The organism is Niveibacterium microcysteis (genome assembly GCF_017161445.1).
GTDB lineage: Bacteria > Pseudomonadota > Gammaproteobacteria > Burkholderiales > Rhodocyclaceae > Niveibacterium > Niveibacterium microcysteis.
Genome location: NZ_CP071060.1, coordinates 3,695,297 through 3,718,882, shown reverse-complemented (window position 1 = coordinate 3,718,882; position 23,586 = coordinate 3,695,297). Strand labels below are relative to the sequence as shown.

Below are 23,586 nucleotides of genomic sequence, written 5' to 3'. Positions count from 1 at the left end.
GCGGCGAAGACCCTGTCGCCGCCGAATCCCCCATGAAACGCCTGATTCCGACCCTGTGCACCGCGCTTGCGGTGATCTGCGCCCCCACTGCGCAGTCCGCGCCCAAATCTGCACCAAAAGCCCTGCCGAAGGCGGAGGCCACCAGCAAGGTGGCGGCGGCGCCCGCCAAACGCCCACGAGTCGGGCTCGTGCTCGGCGGCGGCGGCGCGCGTGGCCTGGCGCACGTCGGTGTGCTGGAGCAGCTGGAGCGTCTGCATGTGCCGATCGACTGCATCGCGGGCACCAGCGCCGGCGCACTGATCGGCGGCATCTATGCGTCAGGCATGCCCTTGCCGGAGATACGGCGGCGCCTTGAGGACGCCGACTGGGACAAGCTGATCGCGGGCTCACCAGACCGCCGCAATCTGCCCTACCTGCGCAAGAAGGATGACTACCAGAACCTCGCCGCGATGACCTTCGGCGTCGACGAAGACGGCTTGAAAGTGCCGCGCAGCGTCGTCGGGTCTCAATTGATAGACCGGTTCCTGCGCGAGATGACGCGCGACATCTATCGCGAATCGTTCAACGATCTCCCGATTCCCTTCGAGGCGGTGGCTACCGATCTGGAGCGCGGCGACATGCGCGTGTTCAAGGGCGGCGATCTTGCGATCGCGCTGCGCGCGAGCATGGCTGTGCCGGGTGTGTTCGACGTGGTGAGTGACAACGGACGCCTGCTGGTCGATGGCATGTTCGTACGCAACCTGCCGATCGAGAACCTGAAGGAAAAGACGCCGGGCTCGTGTGCCGCGGATGTCGTGATCGTGGTCGACGTGGGCACGCCGATGCTCAAACCTGACGAGATCCGCACCTTCGTCGACGTCGCCGCCCAGGCGATGAATATCGCGACCGGGCGCAACGTACTCGAACAGCGCAAGCTGCTCGCGCCCGGCGATGTGCTGATTGAACCGGACCTAGAGGGCTATTCGCCCGCGAGCTTCACCTCGGTGAAGGACATCATCGAGCGCGGCAGCGCCGCGACGTTGCCGCTTGAGGCGCAGCTGGCGACGCTCGCCGTTGACGACTCGGCCTACCGTGCCTGGCTGGCCGGGATCGCCACGCGGGCAAGCGAATCGCAGAAGCCGTACGACCGGTTGGAGGTAGCGCAGACGCGCTTTGTGCCGCCGGACCGAGTGGAAGGGGTCATCACCGGCAAGACGCCCCCGGCTACGCAGGAGCAATTGCTTGAGCGCTTCGATTCGCTGTACGACACCGGCGACTTCGACTCGATCAACTATCGCCTGCACGACGCGGGCGGACAGCAAGTGGCGACCGTTACACCGCTGGAACGCAGCGTTGGCCCGAACTACTTGCGCATGGGCATCGACTTCAAGCTCGACACCTATCGCACCGCGACGATCAGTTTTCTCGGCAATTACCAGATGACGTGGCTGAACCGGTGGGGTGCGCAGTGGCGCAACGACCTCCGCCTTGGCGCCGACTCCTCGCTGAGATCCGAGATCTATCAGCCAATCGGCCACTCACCGACTTTCGTGGTGGGCGGCGTGTGGTGGGGCAGTTCCTCGCTGCCGCTGTTCGACGCTGAAGGCAACCGTCTGTTCGAGATCGGCGTCAATCGCCGCGGCGCTGAAGTCGGGGGCGGTTACGGCTTGGGGCGTTACGGCGAATTCCGGCTGACCGCCTTTTCCGAGCATGTGGAGGGCGAAGTGCTGACCGGCGGCATCGGCGTCAGCACCAACGCGGCGACGCGCTTGTATGGCGGCCGCGCCCAGCTTGTCATCGACCAACTGGACAACCCAAAGTGGCCGCGCCATGGCTACTTCCTTCGTGCGGACTACGCGGCGGGCCACATCAAGGACCAGGATGATCTTGCGCAACTGGTGGAAGTCGATGGCGATCTGGCCGGCACCTTTGGCACCTTCACCGTGCGGTCGACCGCACGCGTGCGCGGGTCGCTCGACCAAAGGCTATCCACTGTCCCGATTCCTTACCAGCTCGGTGGTTTCCTGCAGGTGTCGGGCATGCAGACGAACGAGCTGACCGGCGCGCGCACGGCGCTCGGGCGCGTCATGGCGTACAAGCAGATCAGCTCGCTGCTGCCCCAGTTGGGGTCTGGCATCTATGTCGGGGGCTCGCTTGAAGCAGGCAAGGTGTGGAACCAGATCTTCACCGGCACCAACACCAAGATCATCCCGGCCGGATCGGCCTACCTTGGGGTGGACACGTTGTTGGGGCCGCTCTATCTGGGCGCAGGCTGGGCCGACTACAACGGTGGCAAGTGGGCCGGTTACCTGTACCTCGGCTACACCAACTGAGCACAGGCGCCACAACGAAAAAGGCCGCGATCACGTCGCGGCCTTTTCTTTGCTCGTGGCAGATCAGTTGCGGGTGTCGAGCTTGAAGGGGTTGAAGTCGGTGTGCCGGTCGTACCAGTCTTCGTTCTCGTGTTGCTTGAGTTTGTTGACGATGAGGTAGGTCAGCGGCGTGAACACCACTTCGACAGCGGTCTTGGTAATGAATTGCGACAGCATCAACGTGGGAACCAGTTCGTTCGGCATGATGCCGCTGTTCCAGAACGCCAGCGGATAGAAGAGCGAGGAGTCGACTGCCTCACCGAAGATCGTTGAGCCGATCGTGCGGCTCCACAGGTGTTTGCCCTGCGTGAGGATCTTCATCTTGGCCAGAACAAACGAGTTCACGAATTCGCCGCAGGAAAAAGCGATCAGCGAGGCCATCGAGATCCGCCAGGTCGAGCCAAACGCCGTTTCGTACACCGCCTGGTTGGGCCAGTTCGGCGCAGGTGGCAGCGCCACGATCACATAGGCCATGATCGACGCGAACGCGAGGCCGGCAAAGCCCGCCCAGATTACGCGCCGTGAGTAGGCGTAGCCATACACCTCGGTCAGGATGTCGCCAAAGATGTAGCTGATCGGGAAGAACAGTACGCCGGCGCCGAAGGTCAGCGTGCCCACCAGTGGCAGGTTCAGTTGCGCGGCCTTGGCGGGGCCGATCAGGTTTGAGCAGATCAGTACGGTGACGAAGGCGACCATCACCAGGTCGTAGTACTTGTACTGCCGGATAGGACGGTTCATTGGGGGGCTCTCTGTCTAATGGATGGGGTTGAAGCCGATCTAGGTCTTGTGTCGCAATTCTGGCACGCGCGGATCAAGCCCGGAACCCATGCACTTCAGGGCAGGACAAACACCTCGATCGTAATTCTGCGGCGCGGGTCTGCGTCGTCAGTCAGTGAGCCGATGCGCGCTTCGATGCCGGTGCCGGCATCCATTGCGGCGCATACCGCGTCGTTTTCGGCGCGCGGCAGATAGCCGAGTTTCTGCCCTTGCCAGCTCACCGCGATCGCGCGGCGGTCGTGCGGGTTGTCGGGCTCGCGTTGCAGCGAGAGTGGTGCCCCAACGCGCAACTGCGTCCACACTCTCGGCGCTTCATAATGTGTGAACCCTGCGAGCGGTGCTCGCTGCACCAGCACTCGCAGGCGCGGTGCGGCGAAGGCGGGGGCCAGTGCCACGAACAGCGTGGCGGCGATCAGTACGCGTCGAACGCGCCGCGGATCCATTCGATGTGTGAAAGGTGAAGCCGATCGAGCAATACAACATCGAAACGGCACGGGCGCCCGGCCCAGGCCTTGCCGCCATTGGCGAGGAACCACTCCGCGGCGCGCACCAGCTTGGCCTGCTTGGCTGGCGTGATGCTGGCCGCGGCGCCGCCGAAACGCGGATCGGTGCGCATGCGGACTTCGACGAAGACCAGCATCTCGCCGTCGGTCGCTACCAGATCGATCTCGCCCAGCTTGCAGCGCACATTGCGTGCGATCACCTTGAGACCTTGTCGAGACAGCCAGGTTTCGGCCAGTCGTTCGGCCAGTGTGCCATCACGTAGATGCGGCGGAACTTGCGGTGCCTCGGGCCCGGCCGCAGAATGCCCGCCGCCCAGCACCTTTGAGAAGCCTTCATGGATTCGTCGGATCAGTCGCACGCTCTACCTCCTGCCAACCGCGTTTTGCTTGCGAAGCCGGCGCTCTACATCGTCGCGACCCCGCTCGGAAATCTATATGACATAACGATGCGTGCGCTGGCTGTGCTTGGCAAGGTGGACGCCATCGCGGCAGAGGACACTCGTCACACCCGCCGCTTACTCGATCACTTCGGTATTCGCACGCGCCTGCTCGCGGTGCATCAACACAACGAGCAGGCGGCGGCCGATGGGCTCGTCGGCCTGCTTGAGCAGGGGCAGCACATCGCGCTGGTGACGGACGCGGGCACCCCGGCCGTTTCCGACCCCGGCGCGCGCGTCGTGGCGCGGGTTCAGGCAGCCGGTTTCCCGGTTGTGCCGGTTCCGGGGCCAAGTGCAGTCACCACCGCGCTGTCGGCGTCCGGCTTGGTCGAAGGGCGCTTCCTGTTCGTCGGTTTCCTGCCACCCAAGGCGACAGCACGCCGCGCGGAGCTCGAAGCCCTCGCCAGCACGCCAGCCGCGCTGGTGTTTTACGAAGCGCCGCATCGGGTCGTGGAGTGCGTCGCCGACCTCGCCGCCGTGTTTGGCGGGCAACGCGAGTTGGTGGTGGCGCGCGAGCTGACCAAGCTGCATGAGCAGATCGCGCGCATGCCCCTGGCGGAGGCCGCTGACTGGTTTGCGGCGGATTCCGACCGCAGTCGGGGCGAGTTCGTGCTGATCGTGGCGCCGCCGATTGTGGCCGAGGGACTGTCGCCCGAGACCGAACGGACGCTGCGCCTGCTGCTCGACGAACTGCCGTTGAAGACGGCCGCAAAGCTTGCAGCCCAGCTGACCGGCGCCAACAAGAACGCGCTTTACGAGCGCGCGCTCGCGCTCAAGGACGCCGGCTGACGCCGGAGCGGCAAGCCCGGCTGGTAAACTGACGCATTCACCGTTTTCCGGATTCAAGCATGCAAACGATCACCATCACCCGACCCGACGACTGGCACCTGCACCTGCGCGATGACGCTGCGCTGGCGGCCGTGCTGCCCGATACGGCACGCCGTTTCGGTCGTGCGATCGTGATGCCGAACTTGCGTCCGCCGGTTACGACGGTCGCGCTGGCTGCGGAATACCGTGCGCGTATCCTCGGTGCGCTGCCGGCCGGCCTCAAGTTCGAGCCGCTGATGACGTTGTACCTCACAGACAACACGTCGCCAGACGAGATCGACCGCGCGAAGGCAAGCGGCTTCGTGCATGCCGTCAAGCTGTATCCGGCTGGCGCCACGACCAACTCGGACGCGGGGGTGACCGCGATCGACAAGGTCTATCCGGTGCTCGAGCGCATGGAGCGTGTTGGACTGCCGCTGCTGGTACACGGGGAGGTGACCCATGCTGACGTGGATGTCTTCGATCGCGAGCGCGTGTTTATTGATCGCGTATTTGCGCCGGTCACGGCGCGTTTCCCGGGTCTTCGCACGGTCTTCGAGCACATTACGACGGCGGATGCCGCGCGATTTGTGAGCGAAGCCGGCGACAACATCGCCGCCACGATTACCGCGCACCACCTGCTGATGAACCGCAATGCCATCTTCGCGGGTGGCATTCGGCCGCATCACTATTGCCTTCCGGTGCTCAAACGCGAGACGCATCGCCAGGCACTCGTTGCGGCGGCAATCTCTGGCTCACGCAAGTTCTTCCTCGGCACTGACTCGGCGCCGCATGCCAAGTCGGCCAAGGAGGCGGCCTGCGGCTGCGCCGGGTGCTACACCGCCAACGCGGGCATCGAGTTGTACGCCGAAGCCTTCGACCAGGCCGGGGCGCTCGACAAGCTGGAAGCCTTCGCCAGCTTCAACGGGCCGGACTGGTACGGTCTGCCCCGCAATACCGATACGGTGACGCTGGCCAAGGAGGCGTGGACGGTGCCTGCGCAACTGGACTACCTCAACGGTGATCCGCTGGTGCCCTTGCGCGCCGGCGAGACGATTGCCTGGAAACTTCTCTGAGCCGAGCCATGCGCTTTAACCCACTGCTGCTGATTGCCGCTGCGACGACCCTGCCGCTCTTGCTCACGGGTTGCGAGAACAACGCGGCGGCGTATGAGGTGGACGGCCGCAATCACGCGATAACGCTGGTGCGCGAGCGCAACTACATCTGGAGCGACGAGGTGAAGCAGGCGCTCGTCGCGGCCCGGTTCCCGGCGTGCCAGCGCCGTTGGGAGATCGTGCCCGGCAATACCGAGGGGCCGAAGATGTCGCTGTACGGGATTCGCGATGGCTTGTTCGTGGCGGTGCAGGGCAAGCACTGGTACGCGATCGGCACTGAAAAATGTGAGGTCGCGAAGATGGAGCCCAGTGGCGATGCGCCACCGGGCCAGCTGCTCGGCGCCTTCGTGCGCAAAGATGGCGTGTTGAGTTTCGTGCCGGATCCTGCCGCCCGTGCCGCAAGCGGCACGCCGGCCGACGGGCAGTCGGCTCCGCAGTGAGTGGCCTCGGGCCGGCCGCGTTTGCCGGGCGGCCACTGTTCGAACCCTACACCGACGCGTTGCTCGCCAGTGGCTCCCGCTTGCCGTCGCGCGACGCGCTCGATGATCTGCTGGGTCGGCCCGGCCCCCGCCCATGCTTGCAGGACGGTACGCGAATCCACCTTGTCGGCGAAACGCCTGCTCTCGGCTACGAGGCGGGCATCGCCGTGAGCGGTGGTGTGCCGACTCGCGAGTACGATTGGCATGACTACTTCAATGCGTTGGTGTGGCGCCGCTTTCCGCAGGCAAAGGCGGCGCTGAATGCGGCGCACATCGCGGCACTGCAGCAGCGTGGACCTCACGCGCCGCGTGGGCGGCGACGCGATGCGCTGACGCAATTTGATGAATGCGGGGTGGTCGTCTCGTCCTCTGATCCGACCTTGCTGGCGGCGCTGCGCGGCCATGAATGGCGCGAGCTCTTCTTCGATGCCCGCAACGCCTGGGGGCGTGCGATCGAGGTCACGGTGTTCGGGCATGCGACGCTCGACCAAATGCGATCGCCGTTTGTCGGCCTGTGCGGAAAGGCGTTGCTGCAGCGCGTGCCGCATGACTGGTTCGAGCGTCCAGTAGCGCAGCGCTGCCAAGCGCTCGATCAGTGGCTGTCGGCGCAGATTGCCGACGAGGGCGGCATTGGTGGCGGCGTGCGTTTGCAGGCGATACCGCTGCTGGGCATTCCTGGCGTGGCCGCCGAGAATGCGCACGCCGATTACTACGCGGATACGCGCCAGTTCCGGCCGCTGCGCGCGGCCGTGGCGCCTGCCTGACGGGCCGTCAGATGAAGGACTGAGCCTCGGCAAGCATCGCCGGGCCGTCGTCGAGGATCGTGCTCAGCTGTTCAGTGTCGAGCGCGAGTTTCTCCAGCCATTCTGCGGGCACCGCCTCGGCGATTGCGTCGCCGGACATGCCCTCCATCAGACCTTGCGCGCAGGCGCTCGATACCGCAACGACAATGGCGAACGGGCTTGCTTGCTTGGAAACCGGGTAGGCATAGGCGCCCAGTGCATTCTGGATCGCGACCGGGAACTGCCACAGGCGTGCGAGTTCCGCTCCCGCGGCGCAGTGGTCCGCACCGAAGCGTTCGCGTTCCGCCTCGCAGCGCTCGGCCGGGCTTGAGTCGGCCATTTCCGCGGCAAGCGCCTGCGCCTCTGCCGGGTGGGCGAGGTGCAGCAGCAGGTCGCCAATGCGGTGCATCAGCGCTGCGGTGTACGAAAACTCGACGTCGATTCGCGCGCGGCGCGCGATCGCGCGGGCGAGCGCCGCGCTCAGCAGCGCATGGCGCCAGAACGGCTGCAGCTTGACGCCCGGCACCGCCTTGAAGGTGTTGGTCATGCCGGAGGCAATCACCAGCGTGCGCAACGCGTTGAGGCCGATGCGGGTCACCGCGTCTTCAATCGCGCCGATTTTTCGGGTGGCGCCGTAGTAGGCCGAATTGGCCATGCGCAACACGCGGGCGGAGAGGGTTGGATCGTGTTTGACGGAGTCAGCCAGATCGCTCAGATCCGCGCTGTCGTCCTCCATCGTACGCACCAGATCCTGCATGACCTTGGGCATGGCGGGCAGGTCAGGAATGCGTTCAAAGAGTTGTGCGATGGCGCTCACGGTCGGACTCCGGCGGACTGTATTCCATGAATATCGGCGTCCCCCGGCCGGACTTGAATGCGGACGCGCCGACCGGCGTGATGGCCAGTCGGCGCTTGCGGCGTTGTTGGATCTGGCTCAGGTCTTCTTCATCGGGCAGGTATTGATGCCCAGTAGCCCGTAGGCCGGGCAAACTCCGAACAGGCCGGTTGCAAGTGGAACAATGCCGATCCAGCCCCAGGCGCCAACGATGCCGGCGGCCGCCAGCCCTACCAGTACGGCACCGCCGCCGATGCGAACCACTTTGTCGATCCCGCCCACATTTGCCTTCATGTCGTGCTCCTTTGCCGGTTTATGTGGGGCCATTTGAGCGCAGCGAGGGGGGCGATGTATGTAACCGCGGTTACATAGCCTCCGGCGCGGCAAGGCGGCGCAGGCCAGCCGGGTCGACAACCTCGATCTGCTCGCGCCCGAGGCGCACCAGGCCTTGGTCGGCGAATCCCTTGAGCAGACGGCTCACCATCTCACGCACGCTGCCCAATTCGTCCGCCAGCTGCTGATGCGTGACGTGAAGCAGGCGGCCACGGCCCAACAGATGGCTGGCGAGGCGGGCATCCAGGCGGCGGAATGCCACCTCCTCGACCAGTTGCATCAGATCGGCCATGCGTTCGGAGATCAGCCGGAAAATGAAGTCGCGGAAGGCGGGCTCCGCCATCAGTGCCTCGAATTCATTCGGCGGCAAAAGCAGTAGGGTGCTGTCGCGTTCGGCAATGCCGCTGGCGTTGTAGTCCGCATGCCCGAGCAGGCAGCTGGTTGAAACGATGCAGGTCTCACCCGGCAGTACGCGATAGAGCGGAAGCTCGCGCCCCTGTGCCGAGCGTTTGATCACGCGGATGGCGCCCTCCAGCACGAAGGGAAACCCGCCGCAGCGTTGATGCTCGTCGAACACCTGGGCGCCGGCCGGCACCTGGATCTGCTGGCTGTTTGTCAGTACGCGTTCCCGCGCCGCCGGCGAAAGCGCTGCGAGTGCGGTGTAACCGTCGAGCGGGTCGTTCATGAGCCGAAGACGGCGATTACCGGCGCATGATCGCTCGGCCGCTCAAGCACGCGGGTGCTCTTGTCGACAGAGCATTGCTCCAGCGTCGCTGCCAGCGGCGCGCTGACGAGGATATGGTCGATGCGCAAGCCAAAGTTACGGCGGAAGGCGTTCATCCGGTAGTCCCACCACGAAAAGCTCTTCTCCGGCTGGTCGAAGTTTCGGAATGCATCGACGAGACCGAGCCCGGTAAGCGCTGCAAATGCCTCGCGCTCTGGAGCCGAAACATGGATTTCTTCCTTCCAGTCGGGGTGTGCGTCGCGATTTTCCGGGGCGATGTTGAAATCGCCGGTCAGCACCAGTTTCGGATGCGCCGCGATTTCGCCGCGCAGCCATTCGGTCAGCGCGGTGAGCCATTCGAGCTTATAGGCGAACTTCTCCGAGCCCACGGCCTGGCCGTTCGGGAAGTAGGCGCCCACGACGCGAACATCCCCGATGGTCGCTGCGATCACCCGCGCTTGCGGATCCGCGAAGCCCGGGATGTTGCGTTGCACGGCATCGATGGGCGCACGCGACAGGATCGCGACGCCGTTGTAGGTCTTCTGCCCGTGGGTTTCCAGCCGGTAACCCGCGGCTTCGATGTCGGCGCGCGGCACCGAAGCATCCTCGCATTTGAGCTCCTGCAGGCACACGATATCGGGTTGCTCGCGCGCGAGCCAGTCCAGCAGATGCGGCAGGCGGACCTTGAGCGAATTGACGTTCCAGGTGGCAAGCTTCAAGGCAGACCCCAAAAGAAAAAGACCCGTCGATTCTACCGGCGGGTCTTCATTTGCAGAGCAGATAGCTCAACGTGTTTTGGCGGGGTAGCCCGCGCCGCTCAATTCTGATGACCATTCCGTCTCAAGAAAACCATGGATTGCTTTCCCGCCGACTAGCAGGGCCGGCACACCGATCTCCTCCGGTTTGCTCTTGCCGAGCAGCTTTGCTGCGGACGCAGCCTCTTCGGAGTTTGTAAGTTTGACTTCCGAGTAGGGAATTCCTCTGCCTTGCAAGTATTTACGCGCAGGATCACACCCATCGCACCGATCTGCTGTTGTGTAGAGGGTCACGGGATAACGCGACGCAGCCTGGCGCGTTGCGTAAGGAAGCTTGTCCATTTGGATCGCGCTGCCCTTGAGCATGCGCTCCTCCACCCGCTTCGCGTCGGGCGGTGGTGGCATGTCCGAGTAGTGCACCCGGCCGGCCGAATCGACCCAGCGGATGATGCTCTCGGCGTGGGAGGCGGGCGCCGCGCCAAGGAGCCCAATCGCAAATATGGCGGAGTAAGCGATTTTGGTGTTCATGCCGTAATCATACCGTGATGGCGCAGCAATGCATCAGGCTTCGGTGGGCGACCGCGGAAAGCAGTGAAGGATTCCAGCGCCGGCCGCGAGCCGCCGACGCCGAGTACCTCCTGCATGAAGCGCTCGCCGGTTGCGCGGTCGAGCACGCTACCCGTCTTCTCGGCCGCTTCTTCGAAGGCAGAGTAGGCGTCGGCCGACAGCACCTCCGCCCAGTGGTAGCTGAAGTAGCCCGCCGAGTAGCCGCCGGCAAAAATGTGGCTGAACGCATTCGGGAAGCGCTGCCAGGCGGGCGGATGAATCACCGCAACTTCGTCACGCACCTGGCGCAACAGCGCCATCACGTCGTCCGCAGCGGGGTTGAATTCGCTGTGCAGGCGCATGTCGAACAGCGCGAACTCCACTTGCCGCAGCATGCCGAGGCCTGCGTGGAAGTTCTTTGCCGCGAGCACGCGATCGAACAACTCGCGCGGTAGCGGGGCGCCGGTTTCGGCATGCGCGGTCATATTGCGCAGCACTTCCCATTCCCAGCAGAAGTTCTCCATGAACTGGCTCGGCAGCTCCACCGCATCCCATTCGACGCCGTTGATGCCGGAAACGCCAGGCTCTGCCACCCGCGTCAGCAGGTGGTGCAGGCCATGGCCGGCTTCATGGAACAGCGTGATGACCTGGTCAAAGCTGTACAGCGCTGGGCGGCCATCGGCTGGGGGCGACGCGTTGCAGACGAGGTAGGCGATTGGCGTTTCGCGGCCGGCAGCGGTCTCGCGCAGCGAACGCGCTTCGTCCATCCACGCACCGCCGCGCTTGGTGTCGCGCGCATACGGGTCGAGGTAGAAGTGGCCGATGTCCTTGCCGTCGCGGGTTAGCGTGAAGTAGCGGACGTCCGGGTGCCACACGGGCGCCGTATCCGGCCGAATCGTCACGTCGTAAAGGCGTCCCACAACCCCAAACAGGCCGTCGAGTACCTTGTGCTCGGGGAAGTACTGCCGCAGCGCTTCTTCCGAGAAGTCGTAACGCGCTTGCCGCAGTTTCTCGGCGGCGTAACCCATATCCCAGGGCTGAAGGTCGGCGATACCCAGCGTTCCGGCGGCGAATTCGCGCAGCTCTGCCAAGTCGCGCTCTGCGGATGGCCGCGCACGGCGCGCAAGGTCAAGCAGGAATTCGATCACCTCGCCGGGCGAACCCGCCATCTTCGGCACCAGCGATACGCTGGCGTGGTTCGGGTAACCGAGCAGGCGCGCGGCCTCCTCGCGCAGCGTCAGGATGCGGGCGATCAGCGGGCCGTTGTCCCACTCGGGGTGGCCGATCTCGGCCGAGAACTCGGATGCGCGTGTGGCGTTCGCACGCCACACCCGTTCGCGCAGCCCGCGGTCGTCGGCCTGGCGCAGCACGGCCATCACGCAAGGGCCTTGCAGCGTGAGCCGATAGCCGGCAACGCCAGCCTTCTCCGCTACAGCCTTGGCATTCGCGATGGTGTCGGCCGGCAGGCCGGCAAGTGCCTCCGGGTTTGCGAAGTCTTCATGCCATGCGTTGGTGGCGTCCAGCAGGTTCTCGGAGAATTTGGCGGACAGGCCAGCCAGCTCTTCCTGGATCGCCTGAAAGCGCGGCTTATCGGCCTCCGGCAACTCTGCGCCAGAAAGGCGGAAGTCGCGCACAGCATCCTCGATCACCTTGCGGCGTGCGCGCGGCCATGCGGCAAAGTCCGGGCGTGCTGCGAGGGCTTTGTAGCCGGCGAACAGCGCCGCGCTTTGACCGAGCTCGGCAAAGAAACGGGTTACCTCCGGCAGCATCGCGTTGTAGGCTTCGCGCCACGGCGGCAGATCGAGCACCGAATGCAAATGGCGTACGACTCCCCAGGCGCGACCGAGGCGGTCGGTCATGTCCGACAGCGGCTGAACAAAGTTCTCCCAGGTCGGTTCCCCAGGCTGGCTGGTCAGCGTCTCGACCAAGGCGCGGCCTTCATCGAGCAAGCTGGAAATTGCCGGCGAGACGTGTTCCGGGGTGACAATGTCGAAGCGCGGCGCGCCGGAGAAGTCGAGCAGGGGATTGTTCATGTCGATGACCCAAAAGTTGTGCCGCTATTGTGCCGAAAACACTGCCAGGGCGGGGCGGGCTTGAGAGCTGGCCCGGCGCGCCCGACCACCCCTTCACGGGGGGATCACTCTTCCGGAGGTAGGACCTGATGGACAACGCCCAGTCGCAGCGCGAGGCGCTTGGCGCCGAGATCGAGCGCGAACTCGCCGACGGCAGCCTGAGTTTCCCGACTTTTCTGGAGGTGTCGCAAAAAATCCAGAAGACGCTTGAACGGGAAGACGCCGGACTCGACGCGTTGGTTCCCCTGATCCAGCTTGAGCCGGTACTGGCGGCGCGTGTCGTCGGTTTGGCGAACTCGGTTCTGTACGCATCAAGCGGCAACCCGGTGAAGGATGTGAAATCCGCGGTCATGCGCATTGGCCATGCTGCAGTGCGCAGCCTCGCGCTGGCGGTGGCAACCGCGCAACTGGCGCATGGCGAGCGCCTTGGTCCGGCACGGCGCTATGCCACGCTGCTATGGGATCACAGCCTTGATGTTGCGGGTTGGGCCTACGCGATCAGCGCAACCTTCCGTACCGTGCGGCCCGACGACGCGCTGCTGGCCGGCATGCTGCACGACATCGGCCAGTTCTACCTGCTGGGCAAGGCCGCTGACTACCCCGCGCTGCTCGATTCCGAGAGCGAGTTGTCCGACATGCTGCTGTGCTGGCACAAACCCATCGGTGAAGCGGTGCTCAAGGCGCTGGGCATGGCACCCGAACTGGCGGATGCGGTGAACGACCGCGAGCTGTACGGTTCCATGTGGCCGCCGGCAAGCTTGCCAGACGTGCTGATGGTGGCTTGCCTGCTGGCGGATACACCAAATCCGCTGACGCTGATGAGCGAGGACGCGCGTACCAGCCTGCGCAAGATCGTCGCGCACGGCATTCCTGAAGACGTGCTTGAGCAACTGCATCTGGATGCGGCGGACGAACGGCGCAAAGCGCTTGCCGCCTTGGCGGGTTGAGTTGGCTCGGCGCTGAACAACAAAACGCCCGCATCACGCGGGCGTTTTCATTGGGTCTGGCGGCGACTCAGCCGAGCGATTTGCCCGTCAGGCGTTCGTAGGCTTCAACGTACTTGGCCCCGGTGCGCTCGGCCACTTCGGCCGGCAGTTTCGGCCCTGGCGCTTGCTTGTTCCAGTCCAGCGTCTCCAGATAGTCGCGCACATATTGCTTGTCGTAGGAGGGCGGCGAGATCCCTTCACGATAGCTGTCGGCCGGCCAGAAACGCGACGAATCCGGCGTCAGCGCTTCGTCGATGATGTGCAGCGTGCCGGCGGCATCGAGACCGAATTCGAACTTCGTGTCGGCGATGATGATGCCGCGGCTGGCGGCATAGTCGCGTGCTTCGGAATACAGGCGGATCGCGGTGTCGCGCACCTGTGCGGCGAGGGCCGGGCCCACCAGCGCTTCGCACTTGGCGAAGTCGATGTTCTCGTCGTGCGTGCCGAGTTCGGCCTTGGTCGACGGCGTGAAGATCGGCTGCGGCAGCTTGGCGGCCTGTTGCAGGCCGGCTGGCAGCGCGATGCCGCACACGGCGCCGGTTGCAAGGTAGTCCTTCCAGCCGCCGCCGATGATGTAGCCGCGCACCACCGCTTCGATCGGCAAGGGCTTCAGGCGTTTGACGACCAGCGCACGACCGCGAACCTGATCGCGTTCATCTTCAGCCACCACGCTTTCTGGATCGATGCCGGTGAGCTGGTTCGGCACGACATGCGCGAGCTTGTCGAACCAGAAGTTCGCCAGCGCAGTCAGCACCTCGCCCTTGCGCGGGATCGGGTCGGGCAGCACGACGTCGAAGGCCGACAGGCGGTCGGTGGTGACGATCAGCAGCTTGTCGTCGCTGACGGCGTAGATGTCGCGCACCTTGCCGCGTCCGAGGAGCGGCAGGCTCTTGATCGAGGACTCGAAGAGCGGCTGGGTCATGGCAGGAATCCGGGCAAAGCGCGGATTATACCGGTCGCGGCCGCCGTCTCAGATGCCCAGGAAGCGCATCGGATCCAGCTTCCACTTCACCGGGTCTTCGTGCCCGACGATACGGTCGCCACCGCCACTGCCCAGCGGGCGCGAAAGGTCGAGCAAGTAGGGTTCGACATAGCCGTTCGACTTGGCAGAGAAGAACACCTTGATCACCGGCGTCAGCAGGCTGCTCTCGTTCTGTTCAGTGACCACGCCGAGCTTGCCTGATTCGAGCTTGACCAGGGTGCCGACCGGGTAAATGCCAACAATCCGCATGAAGGCCTGCACCAACGTCGGCTCGAAGTGGAACTTGCTCCATTCGTAGAGCTTACGCAGCGCGTCGGTGGCGGGCATGCCCTTGTGGTAGCAGCGGTCGGCGGTAATTGCGTCGTAGACGTCCACGATCGCGGCCATCTTGGCGAGCGTCGAGATCTTGTCGCCCGGCAGTTTGTCGGGGTAGCCGCTGCCATCGACACGCTCGTGGTGGTGCAGTGTGATGTCGAGCGGGATCTCGCCGATATCCGGCGTTTTCAACAGCACATCCCAGCCGTCCTTCGGATGGCGCTTGATCAGCTCGAACTCTTCGTCAGTCAGCCGGCCGGGTTTGTTCAGCACCTCGTCTGGCACGAAGGCCTTGCCGGTGTCGTGCAGCAGGCCGCCGAGGCCGGCCTGGTGAGTCAGTTCGGCATCCATGCCGACGCCGCGGCAAAACGCGATCAGCAGCGTTCCAACGCTGACCGAATGCAGGAAGGTGTAGTCGTCCTTGTTCTTGATCCGCAGCAGCGTCAGCAGCGCGCCGCCGTTTCGCAGCACCGACTCGGTGATGTCCTGCACCAAGGGCTCAACGGCCTCCATCTCTACGGCCTTGCCCAGGCGCACGTCCTGCATCACGTTGCGCACCATCGCCTCGGCCTGGCTCTTGATCTGCTTGGCGCGTGCCATCTCGCTGGCTACGTCGACCTTCAGCGGCGCGGCGGGCTTTTGCGCCGCCAGTTCGATCATCTCGCGTTCGATCGTTGCTCGGACCTCTTCTGCGGTCGGCGCGTTCTCGACATCCAGCCCGCGCGAAGTGTCGATGTACACGTCGTGTATCCCGGCGGCCATGACCTTCTCGATCTGCCCCTCATCGGACAGCAGGAAGCGGTTGCGCAGGAAGGGGTGCTCCATCCATCCGCAGTCCAGGTCATGCAGGAACATGCCAACGCGCAATTGTTCGGCGGAGATCTTCTTGATCGATGACACGGCAGGTGTTTCCGGGCGGTGTTGGTGACAACGCTTTAACGGCTGCGTCGGAAGGATCTGAACCGCCGCGGACGGCGGTGCGGTGCGGCCACATGCAATAATTGGTCAGTTGGCGGCCCGCTTCGCTGCAGGGTCGCTCCAGCCGAGACCGAGTCCTGTTCCTGGTTCCGTTCGGTCTGATTCAGCGCTCAAGTTACGCTTGGGTCTTCCTGTTGATCTGTAACCCCCGATTCTCCGACGAATGTCTTCTATTCCCCGCTTGCCGGCCGAGAGCGTGCCGGCTTGGCGTCATGTCCTGAGCGCCGATCTTGCTGCCCATGCGCAGCACCCGGCCGCCAGTTTCGTGCAGCTCGCAACCCTCGATGCGGACGGTTTCCCTGCCAATCGCACGCTCACTTTTCGCTGCTTCGGGCGCGAGGGGGAGCTTGTGTTCACAACCGACCTGCGCAGCCAGAAATGCGAGCAGATCGCCCATCAGGGGAAGGCCGAGGCCTGTTGGTACTTTGCCGATGCCCGGGTGCAGTGGCGCTTGCGCGGGCGCGCGGTGGTGGCCGGCCCTCGAGCCCGAAAGCATCACGCATTGCGCGAGCGTGTTTGGGCGCGGCTGTCCGAGTCGTCTCGGCAGCGCTTCGTGTGGCCGGCGCCCGGGCAGATACTTGCCGCGGCATCCAAGGCTGGCGCAATCCCACCGACCGTGCCGCCCGCCAGTTTTGGCCTGCTGATTTTGTCGCCGCAGCGTGCCGAACGCCTTGACCTGCGCGCTGAGCCGAATCGTCATTTGCGCTGGTTGGCCAGTCGCGGCGACTGGGCGATGATCGAGCTCAACCCGTGACGGGGTACAATCCGTCTCGGAAGTCCGCCAGGCAGTCGCGGTATCGCAAGGTATCGAGGAAAGTCCGGGCCCCGCAGGGCAGAATGCCGGCTAACGGCCGGGCGCTATAAGCCGAAAGGCCCAAGGCGACGGAAAGTGCAACAGAGAGCAGACCGCCGATGGCCCCGCAAGGGGATCAGGTAAGGGTGAAACGGTGGGGTAAGAGCCCACCGCGTCCGTGGTGACACGTACGGCACGGTAAACCCCATTCGGGGCAAGGCCAAATAGGGGAGCGTTGAGGCGGCCCGCTGAGCTCCCGGGTAGGCTGCTAGAGCTTCGCAGCAATGCGTCGACCAGAGGAATGACTGCCCCGTCTCCGCAAGGGGGCGCGACAGAACCCGGCTTATCGGCGGACTTCCACTTCCCGCCTTTTCTCTCCCGCCATGTTCGACCCGGATACGCATCTTGGGTATCGGGCCAATCGCGCGTCGCGCCTGCGATGCGGCGGATGACGACCTTCCGCTAGGCCACAAATTTCAAGCGCTTTCTGCGCTTGTCTCTCTATCCCATTGGATTGATTGAATATTTCTCTTTGTGAAATCTGGCGGAGAGCGATAAGTCATTGTGTTGCTTGAGAAAAACGTCGCGGGGCTCGCTTGACCGGGGTGTTTCTTTTACCTAAAGTGGTGCGAAGTGGAGAAAAATGGGAAAAAGTGGACGTAAGTCAGTCGCGCGTGTCGCGAAGTGGCTCAACCACCTCCCGATGAGCTGAAAGGGTTTCGATGTTTCAGGGCGCTGCCGCGCTGAGTCTCGATGCGAAGGGTCGCCTGGCGATCCCGTCGCGGCATCGTGACGCCCTGACAGTCATGTCGAGTGGTCAGCTCGTGATCACTGCACACCCGCATCGCTGCCTGCTCGTCTATCCGGTGCCCGCCTGGGAACCGATTCGCGACAAGGTGCTCGCTGCGCCCAGCCTTGAGGCGCGTTCCGCATTGCTCAAACGTTTGCTGGTTGGCTTCGCGCGCGACGAAGAAATGGACGCCGCCGGCCGCGTACTAATCGCCCCGGAGCTGCGCCAGTTCGCCCAGCTCGACAAGCAGGTCTGGCTGGTCGGCCAGGGCAATCACTTTGAGCTGTGGTCCGATGCTGGCTGGCAGAAGCAGCAGGAAGAAATGCTGGCGCTGGGCGCCGATTTGCTCCCGCCTGGCCTGGAGACCTTGTCGCTGTGAGCGCCGAACTGGCGCACGTGACAGTCCTGCTGGACGAGGCGGTCGACGCACTCGCAGTCCGGCCAGACGGCATTTATGTAGACGGCACCTTCGGTCGCGGCGGTCACAGCGGCGCGATTCTGAAGCGTTTGGGGCCGGCCGGTCGCCTGATCGCCTTCGATCGCGATCCGGTTGCCATCGCGGCCGGCAAGGCGCTAGGTGATGCGCGGCTGACGCTGGTGCATGAACCGTTTTCCGCGTTCTCCAGCGCTTTGGACGAACTGGGTATCGCGAAAGTGGATGGCGTGCTGCTGGACCTTGGGGTGTCTTCCCCGCAGCTCGACGACGCCGCGCGTGGCATGAGTTTCCGATTCGATGCGCCGCTCGACATGCGCATGGATACGACCCGCGGCGAAACCGCCGCGGAATGGCTTGCGCGGGCATCCGTGCAGGAAATCACCGAAGTAGTGAGGGGGTACGGTGAAGAACGGTTTGCTTACCAGATTGCAAAGGCGCTTGTTGCTGCTCGGGCAGGGCAACCTGTTACAACCACACGGCAACTTGCCGCGCTCGTGGAAAAGGTCGTGCGCACGCGCGAGCCGGGGCAGCACCCTGCGACGCGCACCTTCCAGGCTCTACGGATTCACGTCAATCGCGAGCTTGAGGAGCTGTCGCTGATCCTGCCGCAGTGCGTGGATCGGCTTGCGACAGGCGGGCGGATTGCCGTGATTGCCTTTCATTCCCTCGAAGACCGCATCGCAAAGCAGTTTCTGCGCGATGCGTCGCATTCGGTTGAGCCGCCGCGTGGCGTGCCGGTGCGTGCGGCAGATCTGCCGCCGCCGCCGATGCGCCTGATCGGCAAACCGGTGCGGCCGAGCGCTGCCGAGGTGGCGGCCAACCCGCGCGCGCGCAGCGCAATCATGCGTATCGCGGAGCGGATCTGATCCATGGTTCGCCTCAACGTCATCCTGATCGTGCTGGTGCTGGCAAGCGCACTTGCGCTGGTCTCGGCGCAGCACCAGTCGCGCAAGCTGTTTATCGAGCTTGAACGCCTGCAGACCCGTGAGCGGGCGCTGGAGGTGGAGTGGGGGCAGTTGCAGCTTGAGCAGAGCACCTGGGCCGCGCACTCGCGCGTGGAGAAGGTGGCTCGCGAGCGGCTTCACCTTGTTACCCCGGATCCGCGCCACGTGCTGGTGCTTGATGGCGACGCTGGAGCTGCACGGTGAAGAAGAATTTCACCTTCAACCACAACCCGCTACTCTCCGAGAAGCTGCCGGTCTGGCGCGCGCGTTTCGTGCTGGTGATGCTGCTCTCGGCATCCGTGGCGCTGGTGTGCCGCGCGGTGTGGCTGCAAGGCGTGAAGACGGACTTCCTGCAGGCCAAGGGCGAGTCGCGCTATGCCCGCGTGATCGAGCTGCCGGCCGATCGCGGCAAGATCGTCGATCGCCACGGCGACGTGCTGGCGGTGAGCACGCCGGTTCGTTCGGTGTGGGCGATTCCGGACGACGTCACGCTGACGCCGGCGCAGTCGCGTGAGCTGGCGCGGATGCTTGGCATGGATGCGAGCGAACTCAACCGCAAGCTCGCGTCGGAGAAGGAGTTCGTTTACCTGAAGCGTCAGGTGCCGCCGGAACTGGCTGATCGCATCGCGGCGTTGAACCTGCCCGGCATTCACGAACAGAACGAATTCCGCCGCTTCTACCCGACCGGCGAGGTCGCAGCCCATGTGGTGGGCTTCACCGATGTCGACGACAAGGGGCAGGAGGGCATCGAGCTGGCGTTCCAGAAGGATCTGGTTGGCCAGGCGGGCAGCCGTCGCGTGATCAAGGACCGCCGCGGCCACATCGTCGAGGACGTGGAGTCGATCAAGAAGCCGCGCGAAGGCGCCGACGTCGTCCTGGCACTGGACTCGAAGATACAGTACCTCGCCTACAGTGCGCTCAAGCAGGCGGTTACGGTCAATAAGGCCAAGGCCGGCAGCGCGGTTGTGATTGATGTGAAGACCGGCGAGATCCTCGCGCTGGTGAATAACCCCACTTACAACCCGAACAACCGTGTGCGCCTCTCCGGCGCACAGCTGCGCAACCGCGCGCTGACCGATACGTTCGAGCCGGGTTCGACGATGAAGCCCTTCACCGCAGCGCTGGCGCTGGACAAGGGCAAGTTCCGCTTCGATACCATCATCAACTGCGCGCCGGGCCGCATGACGATCGGTTCAGCGACGATTTCCGACGCCCACCCGCACGGCGCGCTGACGGTCGCCCAGGTGATCCAGAAGTCCTCGAACATCGGCTCGGCGAAGATGGCGCTGTCGATGCCGCCCGAAGAAATGTGGCAGATGTTCGATTCGCTTGGCTTCGGCTCGCAGCTCAAGCTGGGCTTCCCGGGCGAGGCGCCCGGCCGTCTGCGCCCTGCACGGATCTGGCGTCCGATCGAGCAGGCCACGATGTCCTACGGCCACGGCATCTCGGTGAACCTGATGCAGATCGCCCAGGCCTATCTGGTGTTCGCGCGCCAGGGTGATCTGATTCCGCTCTCGCTTACCCGTGTCGATACGCCGCCGCTGCACGGCAAGCCGGTCTTCTCCGAGCAAACGGCGCGTGAAGTGCGCGCGATGCTGGAAAGCGTGACGCAGCCCGGCGGTACCGCCACGCTCGCGCAGGTGCCGGGCTATCGCGTTGGTGGAAAGACCGGCACCGCGATGAAGATCGAGGGCGGTGTATACGCCAACAAGTATGTGTCCTCCTTCGTGGGGCTCGGTCCGATCTCGAATCCGCGACTGGTCGTCGCGGTCATGATCGACGAGCCAACCGGCGGCAAACACTACGGCGGTGAGGTTGCTGCGCCGGTGTTCTCCGAGGTGATGGCGGGCTCGTTGCGTGCGCTTGGCGTGCCGCCCGACGCACCGCTGCGCCCGATGCAGGTCGCACAAACCCAGCGCACCGATGCCGACGTGAAGGAGGGCATGTGAGCCAGCGCGAAGCCCGTCTGATCCTGGATGCGCTGGCTTCCAGCGGTGTTGTGCCGACACGCCTCTGTGCCGATTCGCGCGCGATCGAGCCGGGCGACGTCTTCCTGGCGTATCCCGGTGCGCGCAGCGATGGCCGCCGTTACATCGCCGAAGCCGTGCGCCGTGGCGCCGCTGCGGTGTTGTGGGAGCGTGCCGGCTATCACTGGGATGGCGCGGTTGTCGTGCCGCATCTGGGCTGGGAAGGCCTTGCGCATGTCGCGGGCGACCTCGCGAATCTCGTCTACGGCGAGCCGTCGCGCCAGTTGCGCCTGATCGGCATCACCGGCACCAACGGCAAGACCTCGTCATCGCAATGGCTGGCGCGCTGTTTCACCGCGCTGCATGAACGTTGCGGCGTGGTTGGCACGCTTGGCATCGGCTACCCCGACGCGCTCGAAGAAGGTCTCAACACCACGCCGGACTCGCTGGTGCTGCATGCGGCACTGGCGAACTTTGTTGCGGACGGCGCTCGCGCAGCGGCGATGGAGGTCTCCTCGATCGGGCTCGATCAGGACCGTGTTGCCGGCGCGCACTTCGATACCGCCGTATTCACGAACCTGACGCGCGATCACCTCGACTATCACGGCTCGATGGAGGCCTACGCAGCCGCCAAGGCGAAGCTGTTTCACTGGCCTGCGCTGCGCGCAGCGGTGATCAACGTTGACGACGAATTCGGTCTCGAGCTGGCGGCCGACTGCGGTGGGCGCTTGCCGCTTACGATTGGCTACACCGCCGGCGACTGCCCGGAGCATCTGCCTGCCGGGGTGCGTCCGCTGGTCGCGGCGGACATCCACGGTACCGCCACTGGCCAGCGTTTCACGCTGATGTGGAGTGGCATGCGCGAAGAGGTCGAGGTTGGCATCGTCGGCCGCTTCAATGTCAGCAACCTGCTCGCAGTCGCGGGTAGTTTGCTCGCCGCCGGCCATGCGCTGGACGATGTGGCCGGCGTGCTGCAGGCGCTTCACGCGCCGCCTGGCCGGATGCAGGCGATTGGCGGTGTGATGCAGCCGTTGGTAGTGGTCGATTACGCCCATACGCCGGATGCTCTTGAGCAGGCGCTGAAGGCGCTGCGCCCGGCTGCGCAGGCGCGTGGTGGGCAGCTCGTTTGCGTGTTCGGTTGCGGCGGCGATCGCGACCCCGGCAAGCGGCCGATGATGGGCGCAGTTGCGACACGGCTTGCAGACCGTGTGGTGCTGACGAGCGACAACCCGCGTAGCGAAGATCCGCTCGCGATTCTCGATCAGGTTCGCGCCGGGGCAGGTGCGACCGCCGTCGTGGTTGCTGATCGCGATCGCGCAATCGCCGAGGCAATCGTCCAGGCGGCGCCCGACGATGTGATCCTGCTTGCCGGCAAGGGGCACGAACCCTATCAGGAAGTGGCGGGCGAGCGGCATCCGTTCTCCGACCTTGAACATGCACAACTTGCGTTGAAGCAGTGGAAGGATCCGCAAGGAGCGTCAGCATGATGAAACTGAGTGAAGCCGCGACTGCGTTGGGCGCTGAACTGCGTGGCGTCGATGCCGAGCTGACATCGGTCGGCAGTGACACCCGGGCGCTCGCGGCGGGCCAGCTCTTTGTAGCGCTGCGCGGTGACAACTTCGATGGCCACGACTTTCTCGCGCAGGCTGCCGAGGGTGGCGCCGCCGCTGCGCTGATCGATCAGCGCCATGCCGACGCAGCGACGGAATGGCCATTGCCGTGCGTGGTAGTCGCTGATACGCGTCTGGCGCTCGGCACGCTTGCCGCTTGGTGGCGCGGGCGCTTCAACCTGCCGCTGATTGGTGTAACCGGCAGCAACGGCAAGACCACGGTTAAGGAAATGTGCGCGGCGATTCTGCGTGCGCAAGCCCGGCTCGACGGGGCTGATGACTCGGCGGTGCTGGCAACGGTTGGCAATCTGAATAACGACATCGGCATGCCGATGATGCTGTTGCGCCTGCGGCCAACGCACCGTTTCGCCGTGATCGAAATGGGCATGAACCACCCGGGCGAGATCGACTACCTGACGCGCATCGCGCAGCCCACCGTTGCACTGGTGAACAACGCGCAGCGTGCGCATCTGGCTGGCATGGGCGGGCTCGATGCAGTGGCGATCGAGAAGGGTGCGATCTACAACGGCCTCGGTGATACCGGCATTGCAGTAGTGAATGCGGACGATCCGCACGCTGATCGCTGGATCGCGGCCAATGCGGGCCGGCCTTGCAGTCGCTTCGCGATGAACGCGGACGCGGAAGTGCGTGCTTCGGCTGATTTGGGTGCGCTGGACGCCCGCGTCGTACTCGATACGCCGCAAGGCGCGGTGCGATTCACGCTGCAGGTGCCGGGCGTACACAACGTGCGCAATGCGGCTGCTGCTGCCGCGGCTGCGCTCGCTGCAGGGGCGTCGCTGCAGGCGGTGAACGATGGCCTTGGCGGCTATACCGGTACCAAGGGGCGTCTGCAGTTGCGTCGAGCCGCCGGTTCCGGTGCCACGCTGCTGGACGACACCTATAACGCCAACCCCGATTCGGTACGTGCAGGGCTTGATGTGCTTGCGATGACCGCAGGACGCAAGGTCTTCGTGTTCGGCGACATGGGCGAGATCGGTGACCGCGCGGCGCAGTATCACGACGAGATCGGCGGCTACGCGAAAAGCCAGGGTGTCGATGTGATGTTCGCGCTTGGCGAGCACTCGGCGGTGGCGGCCAGGAATTTCGGCGAGGGCGGTCGTCACTTCGGCGACATCGAAACGCTTATCGCTGCGCTGCGTGAAACGCTGACACCCGACACGGTCGTGCTGGTGAAGGGTTCTCGCTTCATGAAGATGGAACGTGTGGTCGACGCGCTGGCGTCGGCCGATTGATCGGCAGGACTCAAGG

Annotated in this window: 24 protein-coding genes and 1 other RNA gene; 14 read left to right on the top strand and 11 right to left on the bottom strand. The window is 64.6% G+C overall.

From position 1 onward, the window contains the following. Positions 1-32 precede the first annotated feature (32 nt). A complete protein-coding gene (locus JY500_RS16855) occupies positions 33-2,312 on the top strand; it encodes a patatin-like phospholipase family protein (protein ID WP_206253894.1) in 2,280 nt (759 codons plus the stop codon). Positions 2,313-2,375: 63 nt separating this feature from the next. Here JY500_RS16855 and JY500_RS16850 read toward each other — a convergent pair whose 3' ends face one another. From JY500_RS16850 to JY500_RS16840, 3 genes are all read right to left on the bottom strand, one after another. Next, on the bottom strand, positions 2,376-3,089 hold the full coding sequence (locus JY500_RS16850) for a queuosine precursor transporter (RefSeq protein WP_172196818.1): 714 nt from the start codon (positions 3,087-3,089) through the stop codon (positions 2,376-2,378). Positions 3,090-3,184: 95 nt separating this feature from the next. Next, complete coding sequence (locus tag JY500_RS16845) at positions 3,185-3,571, bottom strand: HIRAN domain-containing protein (protein ID WP_206253893.1); 387 nt, start codon at positions 3,569-3,571, stop codon at positions 3,185-3,187. Beyond that, the gene (locus JY500_RS16840) at positions 3,541-3,990 is read right to left on the bottom strand and encodes a YraN family protein (RefSeq protein WP_206253892.1); all 450 of its coding nucleotides are present in this window, start codon (positions 3,988-3,990) and stop codon (positions 3,541-3,543) included. The genes JY500_RS16845 and JY500_RS16840 overlap by 31 nt, the downstream gene beginning before the upstream one ends. 87 nt (positions 3,991-4,077) lie before the next feature. On the opposite strand from JY500_RS16840, the gene rsmI reads away from it, so the two are divergent. Genes rsmI through JY500_RS16820 form a run of 4 tightly spaced genes read left to right on the top strand, consistent with a single transcriptional unit; the run spans position 4,078 to position 7,233 of the window. Continuing rightward, positions 4,078-4,857: a 16S rRNA (cytidine(1402)-2'-O)-methyltransferase gene (gene rsmI / locus JY500_RS16835; RefSeq protein ID WP_246479662.1), complete on the top strand. Its 780-nt coding sequence runs from the start codon at positions 4,078-4,080 to the stop codon at positions 4,855-4,857. 59 nt (positions 4,858-4,916) lie between these two features. Then, entirely contained in the window at positions 4,917-5,951 is a 1,035-nt protein-coding gene (pyrC, locus tag JY500_RS16830) for a dihydroorotase (RefSeq protein WP_172196824.1), read from the top strand. A gap of 8 nt (positions 5,952-5,959) precedes the next feature. Beyond that, positions 5,960-6,430, top strand: a complete 471-nt coding sequence (locus tag JY500_RS16825; protein ID WP_206253890.1) for a hypothetical protein — start codon at positions 5,960-5,962, stop codon at positions 6,428-6,430. Beyond that, positions 6,427-7,233 (top strand): DUF3025 domain-containing protein, encoded by an 807-nt coding sequence (locus JY500_RS16820; protein WP_206253889.1) that lies wholly within the window; start codon positions 6,427-6,429, stop codon positions 7,231-7,233. Before JY500_RS16825 ends, JY500_RS16820 begins: the two co-directional genes overlap by 4 nt. Before the next feature lie 7 nt (positions 7,234-7,240). On the opposite strand, the gene JY500_RS16815 is transcribed toward JY500_RS16820, so the two are convergent. The 6 genes from JY500_RS16815 to JY500_RS16790 form a co-directional block, all read right to left on the bottom strand. Continuing rightward, positions 7,241-8,068 (bottom strand): HDOD domain-containing protein, encoded by an 828-nt coding sequence (locus tag JY500_RS16815; protein WP_206253888.1) that lies wholly within the window; start codon positions 8,066-8,068, stop codon positions 7,241-7,243. A gap of 117 nt (positions 8,069-8,185) precedes the next feature. After that, positions 8,186-8,380, bottom strand: a complete 195-nt coding sequence (locus tag JY500_RS16810; protein WP_172196832.1) for a YgaP family membrane protein — start codon at positions 8,378-8,380, stop codon at positions 8,186-8,188. A 70-nt stretch (positions 8,381-8,450) separates the two neighbouring features. Further along, a complete protein-coding gene (locus JY500_RS16805) occupies positions 8,451-9,104 on the bottom strand; it encodes a Crp/Fnr family transcriptional regulator (protein ID WP_206253887.1) in 654 nt (217 codons plus the stop codon). Then, positions 9,101-9,862 carry an exodeoxyribonuclease III gene (gene xth / locus JY500_RS16800; RefSeq protein WP_206253886.1) on the bottom strand — a complete coding sequence of 254 codons (762 nt, stop codon included), beginning with the start codon at positions 9,860-9,862 and terminating at the stop codon, positions 9,101-9,103. The genes JY500_RS16805 and xth overlap by 4 nt, the downstream gene beginning before the upstream one ends. A gap of 66 nt (positions 9,863-9,928) precedes the next feature. Beyond that, entirely contained in the window at positions 9,929-10,426 is a 498-nt protein-coding gene (locus tag JY500_RS16795; RefSeq protein WP_206253885.1) for a glutaredoxin family protein, read from the bottom strand. Next, positions 10,423-12,477 carry a M3 family metallopeptidase gene (locus tag JY500_RS16790; protein ID WP_206253884.1) on the bottom strand — a complete coding sequence of 685 codons (2,055 nt, stop codon included), beginning with the start codon at positions 12,475-12,477 and terminating at the stop codon, positions 10,423-10,425. The genes JY500_RS16795 and JY500_RS16790 overlap by 4 nt, the downstream gene beginning before the upstream one ends. A gap of 128 nt (positions 12,478-12,605) precedes the next feature. On the opposite strand from JY500_RS16790, the gene JY500_RS16785 reads away from it, so the two are divergent. Next, positions 12,606-13,463 carry an HDOD domain-containing protein gene (locus JY500_RS16785; protein ID WP_206253883.1) on the top strand — a complete coding sequence of 286 codons (858 nt, stop codon included), beginning with the start codon at positions 12,606-12,608 and terminating at the stop codon, positions 13,461-13,463. A gap of 67 nt (positions 13,464-13,530) precedes the next feature. Here the strand turns inward: JY500_RS16785 and JY500_RS16780 are convergent, their stop codons facing one another. Beyond that, a complete protein-coding gene (locus tag JY500_RS16780) occupies positions 13,531-14,424 on the bottom strand; it encodes a phosphoribosylaminoimidazolesuccinocarboxamide synthase (RefSeq protein WP_206253882.1) in 894 nt (297 codons plus the stop codon). Between the two features lie 48 nt (positions 14,425-14,472). Next, positions 14,473-15,699 (bottom strand): HD-GYP domain-containing protein, encoded by a 1,227-nt coding sequence (locus tag JY500_RS16775; RefSeq protein ID WP_246479661.1) that lies wholly within the window; start codon positions 15,697-15,699, stop codon positions 14,473-14,475. 241 nt (positions 15,700-15,940) lie between these two features. Here JY500_RS16775 and JY500_RS16770 point away from each other — a divergent pair, with 241 nt between their 5' ends. The 8 genes from JY500_RS16770 to JY500_RS16735 all read left to right on the top strand — a co-directional run bounded on the left by JY500_RS16770 (position 15,941) and on the right by JY500_RS16735 (position 23,570). Continuing rightward, on the top strand, positions 15,941-16,531 hold the full coding sequence (locus tag JY500_RS16770) for a pyridoxamine 5'-phosphate oxidase family protein (RefSeq protein ID WP_206253881.1): 591 nt from the start codon (positions 15,941-15,943) through the stop codon (positions 16,529-16,531). A 19-nt stretch (positions 16,532-16,550) separates the two neighbouring features. Then, positions 16,551-16,932: RNase P RNA component class A (gene rnpB, locus JY500_RS16765), an RNA gene on the top strand. Between the two features lie 360 nt (positions 16,933-17,292). Continuing rightward, positions 17,293-17,739, top strand: a complete 447-nt coding sequence (gene mraZ, locus JY500_RS16760; RefSeq protein ID WP_172196848.1) for a division/cell wall cluster transcriptional repressor MraZ — start codon at positions 17,293-17,295, stop codon at positions 17,737-17,739. Further along, positions 17,736-18,662: a 16S rRNA (cytosine(1402)-N(4))-methyltransferase RsmH gene (gene rsmH, locus JY500_RS16755; protein ID WP_206253880.1), complete on the top strand. Its 927-nt coding sequence runs from the start codon at positions 17,736-17,738 to the stop codon at positions 18,660-18,662. The genes mraZ and rsmH overlap by 4 nt, the downstream gene beginning before the upstream one ends. A gap of 3 nt (positions 18,663-18,665) precedes the next feature. Continuing rightward, complete coding sequence (ftsL, locus tag JY500_RS16750) at positions 18,666-18,944, top strand: cell division protein FtsL (RefSeq protein WP_172196852.1); 279 nt, start codon at positions 18,666-18,668, stop codon at positions 18,942-18,944. Further along, entirely contained in the window at positions 18,941-20,689 is a 1,749-nt protein-coding gene (locus tag JY500_RS16745; RefSeq protein WP_246479660.1) for a peptidoglycan D,D-transpeptidase FtsI family protein, read from the top strand. Before ftsL ends, JY500_RS16745 begins: the two co-directional genes overlap by 4 nt. Beyond that, the gene (locus tag JY500_RS16740) at positions 20,686-22,194 is read left to right on the top strand and encodes a UDP-N-acetylmuramoyl-L-alanyl-D-glutamate--2,6-diaminopimelate ligase (protein WP_206253879.1); all 1,509 of its coding nucleotides are present in this window, start codon (positions 20,686-20,688) and stop codon (positions 22,192-22,194) included. Before JY500_RS16745 ends, JY500_RS16740 begins: the two co-directional genes overlap by 4 nt. Further along, positions 22,191-23,570 carry a UDP-N-acetylmuramoyl-tripeptide--D-alanyl-D-alanine ligase gene (locus JY500_RS16735; RefSeq protein ID WP_206253878.1) on the top strand — a complete coding sequence of 460 codons (1,380 nt, stop codon included), beginning with the start codon at positions 22,191-22,193 and terminating at the stop codon, positions 23,568-23,570. The genes JY500_RS16740 and JY500_RS16735 overlap by 4 nt, the downstream gene beginning before the upstream one ends. Positions 23,571-23,586: the final 16 nt, after the last annotated feature.